The sequence below is a fragment of the Chryseobacterium aurantiacum genome (assembly GCF_003020585.1).
Taxonomy (GTDB): Bacteria; Bacteroidota; Bacteroidia; order Flavobacteriales; family Weeksellaceae; genus Chryseobacterium; species Chryseobacterium aurantiacum.
Genome location: NZ_PXUE01000001.1, coordinates 637,650 through 650,795 on the forward strand (window position 1 = coordinate 637,650; position 13,146 = coordinate 650,795).

12 protein-coding genes are annotated in these 13,146 nt (G+C 34.3%); all 12 read left to right on the forward strand.

The annotated features are described in order from the left end of the window. Positions 1 to 84: 84 nt before the first annotated feature. The 12 genes from C7D53_RS02905 to C7D53_RS02960 all read left to right on the forward strand — a co-directional run bounded on the left by C7D53_RS02905 (position 85) and on the right by C7D53_RS02960 (position 13,145). Positions 85 to 1,356 (forward strand): ABC transporter permease, encoded by a 1,272-nt coding sequence (locus C7D53_RS02905; RefSeq protein ID WP_106914885.1) that lies wholly within the window; start codon positions 85 to 87, stop codon positions 1,354 to 1,356. 51 nt (positions 1,357 to 1,407) lie between these two features. Continuing rightward, positions 1,408 to 2,619, forward strand: a complete 1,212-nt coding sequence (locus C7D53_RS02910; RefSeq protein ID WP_185126678.1) for an efflux RND transporter periplasmic adaptor subunit — start codon at positions 1,408 to 1,410, stop codon at positions 2,617 to 2,619. A gap of 209 nt (positions 2,620 to 2,828) precedes the next feature. Beyond that, a complete protein-coding gene (locus C7D53_RS02915; RefSeq protein WP_106914887.1) occupies positions 2,829 to 4,358 on the forward strand; it encodes a glycosyltransferase family 39 protein in 1,530 nt (509 codons plus the stop codon). 100 nt (positions 4,359 to 4,458) lie between these two features. Then, on the forward strand, positions 4,459 to 5,364 hold the full coding sequence (locus C7D53_RS02920; protein WP_106914888.1) for an NAD(P)/FAD-dependent oxidoreductase: 906 nt from the start codon (positions 4,459 to 4,461) through the stop codon (positions 5,362 to 5,364). 96 nt (positions 5,365 to 5,460) lie between these two features. Beyond that, a complete protein-coding gene (locus C7D53_RS02925; RefSeq protein ID WP_106914889.1) occupies positions 5,461 to 5,787 on the forward strand; it encodes an ArsR/SmtB family transcription factor in 327 nt (108 codons plus the stop codon). A gap of 58 nt (positions 5,788 to 5,845) precedes the next feature. Then, the gene (locus C7D53_RS02930; protein ID WP_106914890.1) at positions 5,846 to 6,319 is read left to right on the forward strand and encodes a DUF6428 family protein; all 474 of its coding nucleotides are present in this window, start codon (positions 5,846 to 5,848) and stop codon (positions 6,317 to 6,319) included. A 26-nt stretch (positions 6,320 to 6,345) separates the two neighbouring features. Then, entirely contained in the window at positions 6,346 to 6,957 is a 612-nt protein-coding gene (locus C7D53_RS02935; protein ID WP_106914891.1) for an arsenate-mycothiol transferase ArsC, read from the forward strand. Positions 6,958 to 6,959: 2 nt separating this feature from the next. Further along, positions 6,960 to 7,994, forward strand: coding sequence for an ACR3 family arsenite efflux transporter (arsB, locus tag C7D53_RS02940; protein WP_106914892.1), 1,035 nt, complete (start codon positions 6,960 to 6,962; stop codon positions 7,992 to 7,994). A gap of 134 nt (positions 7,995 to 8,128) precedes the next feature. Next, positions 8,129 to 9,394, forward strand: a complete 1,266-nt coding sequence (glyA, locus tag C7D53_RS02945) for a serine hydroxymethyltransferase (protein WP_106914893.1) — start codon at positions 8,129 to 8,131, stop codon at positions 9,392 to 9,394. A gap of 55 nt (positions 9,395 to 9,449) precedes the next feature. Continuing rightward, a complete protein-coding gene (locus C7D53_RS02950) occupies positions 9,450 to 9,926 on the forward strand; it encodes a regulatory protein RecX (protein ID WP_106914894.1) in 477 nt (158 codons plus the stop codon). A gap of 23 nt (positions 9,927 to 9,949) precedes the next feature. Continuing rightward, positions 9,950 to 11,086: a DegT/DnrJ/EryC1/StrS family aminotransferase gene (locus tag C7D53_RS02955; protein ID WP_106914895.1), complete on the forward strand. Its 1,137-nt coding sequence runs from the start codon at positions 9,950 to 9,952 to the stop codon at positions 11,084 to 11,086. Between the two features lie 130 nt (positions 11,087 to 11,216). Next, positions 11,217 to 13,145, forward strand: coding sequence for a polysaccharide biosynthesis protein (locus C7D53_RS02960; protein WP_106914896.1), 1,929 nt, complete (start codon positions 11,217 to 11,219; stop codon positions 13,143 to 13,145). The last annotated feature ends 1 nt before the right edge of the window (position 13,146 follow it).

Here is a 13,146-nt window from a genome sequence, read left to right on the forward strand (position 1 = left end):
AGCGTAAAAGATAAAAAGCTCTGAAATAAGAAATATTAAATGAGTCATTCATAACTCACAGTTTATAATTTATAATTCAAAAAGGTGAATATCATATTTAAAATAGATACTTGGCAGGAGATTTATTATTCATTGAGGAATAATAAGCTTCGTACATTTCTTACCATGATTGGAGTAGGATGGGGGATGTTTTTGTATGTGAGCCTTCTTGGGGCAGCAAAAGGAATGGAGAATGGTTTTGATAAATTATTTTCAGGTTTTGCTACCAATTCCATTTTCTTGTGGGCGCAAAAAACCTCTATTCCCTACGAGGGATTTCCTAAGGGAAGAGATGTCCATTTGAATCTATCCGATATGGAAATGCTGAAAAGAAAAGTGACAGCCGTAGATTATATTTCTCCTCAGAATGCAAGAGGAAGCTTTACGGGGACCCCTGGAGAATCAATGTCCAGAAACGGTAAAAGTGCCACCTATTCTCTTACAGGAGACTACTCCGTAGGAAATAAAATTTCAGAAAAGAAACTTATTTTCGGACGCTATATCAATGATGCAGACGTCTCTGGAAATAAAAATGTAGTAGTAATTGGAGAAGAAATCTATAAGAACTTTTTCGATTCCAAGAAAAAAGAAAACCCAATCGGGAAGTCCATTAATATAAAAGGTCTTTTCTTCAATGTAATTGGTGTTTTCAGAGTGAAAAAAGGAGGTGGTTTTGAGAATGACCAGACAGCCTTTATTCCATTATCCACTTATACTAAAATGTATAATGCCGGAGACCAGATAGACATGTTTGCTATTGTAAGTAAGCCCAATGCCAACGTCAATTCAGTAGAAGAGGATGTAAAGCAGGTCTTGAAAACTAAAAATAAAGTTTCTCCGGAAGATACCAATGCGTTTGGAAGCTTTAACCTTGGAAAAGAGTTCAAAAAACTGACAGGTTTTCTTACAGGGATGCAGCTTTTAACCATTATTGTGGGAACGCTGACGATTCTTGCAGGCGTAATTGCTATTTCAAATATCCTGCTGATTACCGTGAAAGAAAGAACCAAGGAGATTGGGATCAGAAGAGCATTAGGTGCAAAACCGGCAGAAGTAAGAAATCAAATATTGCTGGAAAGTGTTGTTATTACCCTCTCTTCAGGATTGTTAGGATTCCTCTTTGGGATCTTTGTTCTGATGGTGTTGAATGCCGTTACACAAGGACAGGATGCGTTTCCTTTCTATAACCCTACGGTAAACTATGGGAACGTGTTCGCAGCAATGGCCGTTATGGTGATTTTAGGATTAATTATCGGGATGATTCCGGCACAAAGAGCCGTGAAAATTAGGCCGATTGAAGCATTAAGAACAGAATAATCTTGTCATTTTTAAATCATTCAATCTTTTAATAAAAAATAAACTATACATATGAAAAAGAAATTCACTTGGAAAAAAGCCATTTATATAGTGTTGGGGCTTTTATTTGCAGTGGCATTGTTCTCAGGGATTGGCTATCTTGTAAAATCAAATTCTAAAGAAAGCGAATCCTTCCTTACCCGTAAACCTAACATTCAGAACATGGATGATAAAGTAATGGCTACTGGAAAAATTGTTCCAAAGGAAGAAATTGAAATTAAACCCAATATTACAGGGATTATTGATAAGATCTTAGTAAAAGAAGGAGATAAGGTAGAAGTAGGTCAGCTGATTGCTACCATCAGAATTGTACCAAGCATCTCTGAAGTGAATGCTGCTCAGCAAGAAGTTCAGAATGCTCAGCTTCAGATCAATAATTCACAGCTGAATGTTGCGAATATGCAAAAGCAGTTTGAAATGCAGGATAAGCTTTTCAAGCAGGGTGTAGCTTCCAGACAGGAATATCTTAACTCTCAGCAGCAGTTATATTCTCAGCAGCAATCTCTTAAAAATGCTCAGCAACAATTAAATACAGCCCAGAAAAGACTACAAATTGCCAAGACAGGAGCAACACCTGAACTTCAGGGACAAGGTCTGGCAACGACACAAATTCGTTCCAAGGCTTCAGGAACCGTACTTGAGGTACCTGTAAAAGTAGGTAGCCAGGTAATTGAAGCCAATAACTTTAATGCGGGAACCACAATATGTTCCGTAGCTGATCTGAACTCTTTGATCTTTAAAGGAGAAATTGACGAAGCTCAGGCAGGAAAATTAAGCCAGGGTATGGATATGAATATTGTGATCGGAGCATTACAAAACAAAACTTTCCCAGGAAAACTGACGATGATTGCACCTAAAGGAAAGGATAATGCAGGAACCATTAAATTCCCTGTAGAAGGAAACGTGGATAATCCTAATAACGAATATATCAGAGCCGGTTTCTCAGCAAACGGGGAGATTGTATTAAGCTCTCAAAAGAATGCCTTATTACTGGATGAGTCTTTGGTTCAGTATGAAAAGAAGCAAGGGAAGGATGTTCCATTTATAGAAGTAAAACAACCAGATGGAAAATTCAAAAAAGTATATGTGAAATTAGGTGCCAGCGATGGTATTAATGTTCAGATTCTTCCTGGATCCAATATTACAAAAGATTCTGAAGTGAAAGTTTGGAATCCGTCTGATAAAGACAAAGAGGAATTAAAAGAAAAATCGAAAGCAAAATAATAAACTGATATTATAAACTATTTAACTGTTAGATCCCGAAGAAAAAAATTCTTCGGGATTTTTATTGGTGAAGATTGTGGACTTCAGTTTGAATAAGAGGCTGAAGAGCCAATTAGTCAAAGACTTAACAAAATAGATGAAGAAAAATAGTAAGAGATGTAATAAATAGGAATTTTAAAATGTCTTAATTTTAATTTCAAAATATAACCATGAAGAAAAGCTATCTGATTCTGTTTCTCTTTATTATAGCAAAATTTGTTCTGCAGTATTCATTAATAAATTCAGAGTATGAATTGCACAGGGATGAATACCTACATCTTGATCAGGGAAATCATCTTGATTGGGGATATCTTTCTGTTCCGCCTGTTAACTCATTATTTGCCTGGCTGATTAAAATATTAGGTAATTCTGTATTTTGGGTGAAATTCTTTCCGGCACTCTTTGGTGCGCTGACTATAGCCATTGTCTGGAAAATCATTGAGGAGCTCAACGGTAACCTTTTTGCAAAAATTCTTGCCGCTCTGGGCATTTTACTTTCGGTGCTTCTTCGTGTGAATATGCTGTTTCAGCCAACATCTCTGGAAATTCTTTTATGGACATTTCTTTATTATTCACTGATAAAATATATCAATTCAGAAAAAGTAAAATGGCTTTACATGGGTGCCATAGCCTTCGGAATAGGGATTTTAAATAAATATAATATTGCTTTCTTGGTCTTAGGGCTCATCCCTGCATTATTACTTACCCCGCAACGGAAAATTTTTATAAAGCCCCATCTGTATTGGGCAGGACTTTTAGCCTTAGTCATTATTTTTCCTAATCTTCTCTGGCAATATCAGAACAAATTTCCCGTCATCCACCATATGAAAGAATTGTCAGAAAGACAACTGGTGAATGTGAACAGGATTGATTTTCTCAAATCCCAGGTATTATTTTTCATCGGATCTATTATTGTTATTATTGCTGGCTGGGGCGCCTTGCTATTGTACCGGCCTTTCGAGAAATTCAGATTGTTTTTCTGGAGTTATATTATGACCATAGCTTTGTTTCTTTTTTTCAAGGCCAAAGATTATTATGCTATAGGGCTATATCCTGTTTATATAGCATTTGGTTCTGTTTTTTTAGCTTACTTTCTAGAGAAAGGAAGGCGAAGATTTCTAAAGCCGGTTTGTGTATTAATTCCCGTGTTATTATTTCTTCCTTTGTATAATGTTGCCTTTCCGAATAAAAGCCCGGAGTATATCATAAATCATCAGGAAGAGTATAGAAAATTTGGATTGCTGCGTTGGGAGGACGGAAAAGAACACTCTTTACCACAGGATTTTGCCGATATGCAGGGCTGGGAAGAATTGGCTCAAAAAGTAGATAGAGAATATTCCAAACTATCTCAATCAGGACATACCTTGGTCTTATGCGATAACTATGGGCAGGCGGGAGCTATTAATTATTATTCGAAAAAAGGAGTGAGGGCAGTATCATTCAATGCAGATTATATCAATTGGTTTGATTTGAGTAAAAAATATGAAAATCTTATTCGGGTTAAAGAATATTCAGAGAATGAAGATGAGCTTAAAGAAACCGGTCCTTACTTTCAAAATTCCCAGCTTATTGGTTCCATAACAAACCCTTTTGCCCGTGAGAAAGGAACTATGATTTTTAGTTTTAAAGGAGCAAAAATAGATATCAGGAAGAGAATTCAGGATGAAATTAACGAAGACAAAAAAGAATATGATAAGTAAAATGAGCCTAATTCCATATAATGAATATTGAAAAAATAAATCGCAACAATGTTGCGTTAATGTGATTTGTTTTAACTTTGCAGCATCAAATAATTAAACTATGGAAAATAAAAACTTTGATGTCATTATAATAGGAGGAAGCTATGCCGGATTATCTGCCGGAATGGCTTTAGGAAGATCTTTGAGAAATGTTTTAATCATTGATAACGGTAAACCTTGTAACAGGCAGACTCCCCATTCTCATAACTTCATTACCCATGATGGGAATACCCCTAAAGAAATAAGTGATCTTGCTAGGAAAGATGTTGAAAAATATTCCACTATTCAATTTTACGATGGAATTGCCACGCAGGTATCGAAGAATAATAATGGCTTTGAAGTGGAAACCCTATCCAATGAAAGATTTTTCGCTAAAAAAATTATTCTGGCCTCCGGAGTAAAAGATATTATGCCAGATATTCCTGGATTTGAAGATTGCTGGGGAATTTCTGTTTTGCATTGTCCATACTGTCATGGCTATGAAGTAAAAAATGAAGTAACAGGGATTCTTTCTAATGGAGACCTAGCGTTTGAATTTTCAAAGCTCATTTTTAATATGACAAAAAAACTGACTTTATTTACGAATGGTAAATCTAGCCTTACTCAGGAACAGGTTGAAAAATTAAAACAAAATAACATTAATCTGAATGAAGAAGAAATTGAAAGGGTTGAGCATGATAACGGTTTCATCCAAAAAATTGTCTTCAAAAATGGAAACTCTACACCATTAAAGGTATTGTATGCAAAAATTCCTTTTGAACAAAATATCAATGTTACAAAAGCTATGGGTTGTGAATTAACAGAGCAGGGCTTTATTAAAGTTGATCCTATGCAGAGAACTTCAGTTCCTGGACTCTTTGCCTGTGGAGACAATGTAACCATGATGAGGTCTGTAGCCAATGCTATAGCGCAGGGCAATTTCGCTGGAGCTGTTGTGAATAAAGAATTATCTGAAGAAGCATTTTAAATGACAGATTTTATTTTCTGAAGAATTCATAGATTTCTCACTTCAAATTTTGTGATGATAATTTATTATCGTAATATTGCGATATACTTTTGAATTATGGGAGCTACAAAAACAGATTTTTTTACAGAAGAACAAAATAGGATGGCACTTATTGCGAAAGCATTGGGCCATCCTGCCAGAATTGCAATTATCGAATACTTGCTTAAAGTAAACGAATGCATTTGTGGTGATATCGTTAATGAGCTGCCTCTGGCACAGCCTACAGTCTCTCAACATCTGAAAGAACTGAAAAACGCGGGTCTTATCAAAGGGAATATTGAAGGAAATTCAATCTGCTACTGTATTAACGAAAAAGTTTTCGAAAGCTTAAACCTCTATTTTTCAAATATTATTTCGACAGTAAAGAAACAAAACTGCTGTTAAAATTTTTTTGAAAATCTATATCGTAATATTGCATTGTAACAATTTAAAATATTCAATTATGAAATTATCAGAAATAAAAAACATCTTACCGGAATTGGAGAATGTCGAATTTCAGTTAGAAAACGGAACATTTGTTCCTGAACATTTTCATGTAACAGAAATAGGTATGGTTACCAAAAATTTTATTGATTGTGGGGGAGTGATCAGAAAAGAAGAAAAAGTAAACTTTCAACTTTGGAATGCTGATGACTATGAACACCGTTTAAAACCCGGAAAACTACTACATATTATTCATCTTTCAGAAGAGAAGTTAGGAATTGGAGATTTTGAAATTGAAGTAGAATATCAGGATACCACCATTGGAAAATATGATTTGGATTTTAATGGGAAAAATTTTATTCTGAAAAATAAACTAACGGCTTGTCTGGCTACAGATGCTTGCGGAGTTCCTCCTCAGAAACAAAAGATAAGTCTAAATGAACTGACAGGAAATCAAAATACATCTTGTACCCCTGGAAGTGGCTGCTGCTAATATTAATTTTTTATAATATTAAAAAAATGAATCCTAAGTTATCAGTATACATAGAAGAAGTTCTTTCTCAAAAGATCAGTGAGGAAAGAAAAAAAGTGTTACAGCCATTGATAGATTTTATACAGGAAAAAGTAAAGAGACAAGAGCCTGTAAATATTAATTTTATCTGTACCCACAACTCGAGAAGAAGTCATCTGGCGCAAATTTGGGCACAAATGGCATCAGATTATTTTAAAATATCCAATATTTATTGTTATTCCGGAGGAACAGAAGTTACAGCCTTGTTTCCTAAAGTTGCAGATACCCTAATAAATTCGGGTTTCAATATTTGGAAATTAAGTGAAGGTGAGAATCCAGTATATTCTATAAAGTATGCTCAGAACACTTTGCCTGTTATTGGATTTTCTAAGAAATATGATGATGCTTTTAATCCGAATACTGATTTTGTTGCGGTTATGACCTGCTCGCAGGCAGATGGAGGCTGTCCATTCATCGCAGGAGCAGAGAGACGTATTGCTATTACGTATGAGGATCCCAAAATTTCGGATGATACACCAAAGCAACAAGAAATTTATGAGAAAAGAAGCTTGGAAATTGGTGCTGAAATGTTTTATGTTTTTTCCAAAATCAATCGTTAACAATGAACGTTCAATTAAAATTTCTTGATAGATATTTGACCCTTTGGATTTTTCTGGCAATGATAATCGGAGTAGGATTAGGATATTTTTTTCCTAATATTTCTATAACGATCAACTCATTCTCATCCGGAACAACCAATATACCCTTAGCCATAGGTCTTATTCTAATGATGTACCCGCCGTTGGCAAAAGTAGATTATTCATTATTACCACAAGTTTTTAAGGATACAAAAGTCATATCTATCTCTTTATTATTAAACTGGGTAGTTGGTCCGGTATTAATGTTTGTGCTGGCAATTATTTTTCTCAGAAATGAACCGGACTTTATGATAGGATTGATCTTAATAGGTCTGGCAAGGTGTATTGCCATGGTTATTGTCTGGAATGATTTGGCGAAAGGAAATCGAGAATATGCAGCATTACTGATTGCTTTGAACAGCATTTTTCAGATTGTATCATACAGTTTTCTGGTTTGGCTGTTTATTAATGTTCTTCCCCAAAAACTAGGTCTTGGAGGTTTTAATATTTCCGTACCCGTTCAGGATGTTACTGAAAGTGTTTTTATTTATCTGGGAATACCTTTTTTGGCAGGCTTTCTATCCCGCTATTTTCTGATAAAATCAAAAGGGAAAGAATGGTATAACCGAAAATTCATTCCTATGATTTCACCGGTTACATTATATGCATTGCTATTTACCATTATTTTAATGTTTAGCTTAAAAGGGGATCAAATATTGGAGCTGCCGATGGATGTTGTGAAAATTGCAATTCCGTTGGTTATCTACTTTGTATTGATGTTTTTTATTAGCTTTTTAATCAATAAATTAATGAAAGTTCCGTATGATAAGAATGTTTCAATTGCGTTTACTGCCACAGGAAATAATTTTGAGTTGGCTATTGCCGTAAGTATTGCTGTTTTTGGGATTCACTCATCCCAGGCTTTTGTAGGAGTAATCGGTCCCCTAGTAGAAGTACCGGTATTAATTTTATTGGTAAAAGCGAGTCTTTATTTAAAAAAAAGATATCAACTGAAATAAAAGAACTCAATAATTATAACCAAAATAATGAATGATATTTAAAATTTTGTACCAAAAATCATATTTTTTGATATCAAAATCTCAACGAAAATTCCGTACATTTGGGGTGAAAAATTTCAAAAACTAAAAGTAAAATGGATATTATTTTCGACCTGATTGAGAAGGAAAGACAAAGACAAGCCCATGGGTTAGAGCTTATCGCATCAGAAAACTTCGTTTCTGAAAATGTGATGAAAGCAATGGGAAGTGTACTGACAAATAAATATGCTGAAGGATATCCCGGAAAAAGATATTACGGAGGATGTGAAGTAGTAGATGAGGTTGAAACATTGGCTATCAACAGAGCAAAAGAGCTTTTCGGTGTAGACTATGTGAATGTTCAGCCACATTCCGGTTCTCAGGCGAATGCAGCCATTTATCTTGCAGTTTTGAAACCTGGAGATAAGATTATGGGAATGGACCTTTCAATGGGAGGGCACCTTACTCACGGTTCTGCAGTGAATTTTTCAGGAATTCAATACAACGTAGTTTCTTACGGAGTTCAGCAGGAAACAGGTCTTATTGATTATGACCAAATGAGAGAAGTAGCACTGAGAGAAAAACCGAAAATGCTTATTGCAGGTTTCTCAGCATACTCAAGAGATTTAGATTATGCTAAATTCAGAGAAGTAGCAGACGAAATTGGAGCAACTCTTTGGGCAGATATTGCACACCCTGCAGGTTTGGTAGCAAAAGGATTATTAAACTCTCCGTTTGAGCACTGTCATGTAGTAACCACTACCACTCACAAAACATTAAGAGGTCCAAGAGGAGGAATGATCATGATGGGGAAAGACTTTGAAAATACATATGGCCACAAAACTCCAAAAGGAGATATTAAAATGATGAGCCAGGTATTGGATGGAGCTGTATTCCCAGGAATTCAGGGAGGTCCATTGGAACACGTTATCGCAGGTAAAGCAGTAGCTTTCGGCGAAGCTTTGGATGTACAATTCGAAACGTATGCAAAGCAGGTTAAAGCAAATGCTCAGGCGCTATCAAAAGCAATGATCGACAGAGGATTTGATATTGTAAGTGGTGGTACAGACAATCACTTAATGTTGGTAGATCTTAGAAATAAAGGAGTAAACGGTAAAGAAACAGAAAAAGCACTAGTTCTTGCCGATATTACATGTAATAAAAACATGGTTCCTTTTGATGATAAATCTCCATTTACAACATCTGGTATTAGATTAGGAACAGCTGCCATTACAACAAGAGGACTTAAAGAGAATGATATGGATACCATTGCAGGATTAATTTCTGAAGTAGTAGACAACATCAAGAATGAAGAAGTTCTTGCATCTGTAAGAAAGAACGTTAATGAACTAATGGAAGGTAAGGCATTATTTAATTATTAATATAGCCTATAAAATATAACAGTATAAAGAATGGGCGGAAGCTCATTCTTTTTTTATGTCTATGGAAAAAAAGTCTTTTACTTTTGATGAAATTAAGCAGAAATTGGTAAATTATTGTGTTTATCAGGACCGCTGCCATGCAGAAATAGAACAGAAAATGAGAGAATTTTTGCTTATTGATGAGGCAAAAGAAGAAATTTTTCTATATCTCATGAAAGAAAATTATCTCAATGAAGAGCGGTTCACGAGGAGCTATATCAGAGGGAAATTCTACATCAAACACTGGGGGAAAAATAAGATTAAAATGAATCTTAAACAGAAACAAATCTCTGAAAAACTGATCAGTATGTGCTTTGATGAAATACATGATGATGACTATATAAAAACGATCACCAGAATCTACGAAGATTACTCTTCCAAGCAAAAAGGTCTGCAGGAATATCAGAAAAAATCGAAAACCATAAAATATTTGATGGGCAGAGGTTTTGAATATGAGAAAATAAATGATATTTTTGACGGACTAATAACTTAATTTAAAAAATAAACACAAAATAATTGGACGAAAAAAAGATTTGGCTATCACCTCCACATTTAGGGGGGAGTGAATTGAAATATGTACAGGATGCATTTGATACAAACTGGATTTCCCAGTATGGCTCAAATATAAATGAATTCGAGAAAACACTTGAAGACTATCTTGGACATAATTCATTCATAACAGCTTTGTCTTCCGGAACGGCAGCAATACATTTAGCATTAAATTTATTGAACGTTGAAGAAGATGATTTTGTCTTGTGCCAATCATTTACATTTGTAGCATCTGCTAATCCTATTCTTTATCAAAAAGCCATTCCTGTTTTTGTAGACAGTGAGACTTCTACCTGGAACATGTGCCCCAACGCATTGGAAGATGCCGTTAAGTTCTGTTTGAAACAAGGTAAAAAACCCAAAGCAATTATCATTGTATCCCTATACGGAATGCCTTTTATGGTTGATGAAATTAGAGAAATATCCAAGAGATATGAAATTCCTATTATTGAAGACAGTGCAGAGGCTCTGGGAAGTAAATATAAAAACCAACCTTGTGGAACATTTGGTGATCTTTCAATAATCAGTTTTAATGGTAATAAAATTATAACTACATCAGGAGGTGGAATCCTTATTTCCAGAAATCAAAACGATAAAGATAAAGCACTTTACCTTGCTACACAGGCTAAGGAAAATAAAGATTATTATAGCCATTCTGAAATTGGATATAATTATAGAATGAGCAATATTTCAGCAGGAATAGGCAGGGGGCAGTTAGAAGTTTTAGAAGACAGAATATCAAAAAGAAGAGATCATCATAAATTTTATCAGGATATTTTTGATAATTGTGATGGAATTAATCTTTTTGCAGAGCCTAATACAGATTTTTATTCCAATTATTGGTTAAATACTATCACCATTGAAAAAAGAGAAAATAGAATCACAAAAGAAAAATTGAAAAAAGTATTTTCAGAAAATAACATAGAAACCAGATATTTGTGGAAACCAATGCATTTGCAATCATTATATAAGAATTATAATTTTTTTGGAAGGAATGTAAGTGGTATACTTTTTGACACGGGTCTATGTTTACCATCGGGTACTAATCTGTCTGATGAAGACAAAAATAAAATCAAGAATATCTTGATTAACTTTATATCCTGAATTTTTTTTTTAGATTTAAGGTATTGATGAGATTTTATTTTAATTTTGCATAAATACCAGGGATTAAAATTGATTTAATAACTAGGGTTTTGTACCATACAATAATAATATATGAACACCAATAAAGACAATGTATAACTCTCTCAGAAAAAAAATATTTGGCGGAGATAATGTTGTCAATCTCTCAGACGTAAGATATCTTCCCAGATGGATAATACTTATAATAGATATTATTATACTGGCTATATCTTTATTGCTTTCCACATTTATCATAGAAAAAATTACTCAAAGAGAATTTATTTACCATGATGATAAAAGTACTGTTTTTGCTTTTATCATAGTGATAAATACGGTCTTTATGTATATTTTTAAGACCTATGCAGGAATCATTAGACACTCAACTTTTATAGATTTATTTAAACTTCTTGTATCATGTTTCTGTACCATGTTTGTCGTAGCTACGATTAATATTGTATATTTTTGGATTACAGGAGGGAAATTTATTCTGACTCCGTATTTGGTTCTATATTTTATTATCTCTTTTATGGGGCTATTTCTTTTCAGGCTTTATGTTAAGGAATTTTTTCATATTGTGAGAGAATATAGAAGAAGTGCATTGAAAAAAAGAATTCTTGTACTGGGTATAGACGAGCAATCTATTGCAATAGCAAGAGCAATCTTAGATAACCCAAATCTTCCTTACCAGGTAGTTGGTTTTTTAACCCAAAGAACAGACTCAAAAAGAGCTTCACTTCTAGGCAAGCCAATCTATGCAAAAGAAAAGATTGAAAATAGTACAAAGGATGATCTTGTTGTAGATGGGGTTATCATCGTAAAAGAAATGATGGCTAAGGATGAAATGAATTCCTGGGTTAATTTATTTCTGGAGAAAGATCTAAATGTATTTAAGGCTCCGTCTGTACAGAAATTAAGAGATAGTGATTTAGGGGGGTCTATAAGAAATCTTCAAATTGAAGATTTACTGAATAGAAAACCTATAAAGATCGAAAACGAGGAAGTTAAAAGTAGACATTACGGTAAAAATGTACTTGTAACCGGAGGTGCAGGTTCTATTGGTAGTGAAATTATAAGACAGGTTGCTCAATTTACTCCTTCTTTAATTGTCGTGCTGGATCAGGCAGAAACACCTTTGTATGATATAGAGCTTGAAATGAGAGAAAAGTTTCCTCATATTAGGTTTAAATTCGTTTTAGCAGATGTTTCCAATATTCATAGGGTAGAACCATTGTTCCAAACTTATAACTTCTCAATGGTTTACCATGCTGCCGCTTACAAGCATGTACCTCTTGTAGAGGATAATCCTAACGAAGCTATTCGTGTAAATGTACTGGGATCAAAAAATATTGCAGTTTTATCCAGTCGTTATAAAGTGAATAGATTTGTAATGATATCTACAGATAAAGCAGTAAACCCTACCAATGTAATGGGAGCTTCTAAAAGGGCAGCCGAATTATTTGTGCAATCATTGCAACATGCAGAAGGTAATACAACAAAATTTATTACTACAAGATTTGGAAATGTTTTAGGATCTAACGGTTCTGTTATCCCTCATTTTAAAAAGCAAATTGAGGCAGGAGGACCGGTAACTATTACCCATCCTGATATCGTACGTTATTTCATGACTATCCCTGAGGCCTGCGAGCTTGTTTTACAGGCAGGAACTATGGGGCATGGGGGCGAAATTTTTGTTTTTGACATGGGTGAACCTGTTAAAATTTTAGATTTGGCCAACAGAATGATAAAGCTATCAGGGTTTGAACCTAATATTGATATTAAAATTATTTATACAGGACTTAGACCTGGTGAAAAACTGTACGAGGAATTGCTAAGTGACAATGCTAAAACTCTTCCAACTCACCATGAGAAAATTATGATTTCGAAGGATCCAGCCATGATATTCTCAGAAATAGAAAGCCTCATTAATTTGATTACAGAAGCTTCTGTAATCAAAGAAAAAGTGGAAGTTGTTAAGATTTTAAAGTTAATAGTTCCTGAGTTTAGAAGTAATAATTCTATCTACGAGGTTTTGGATAAATAAA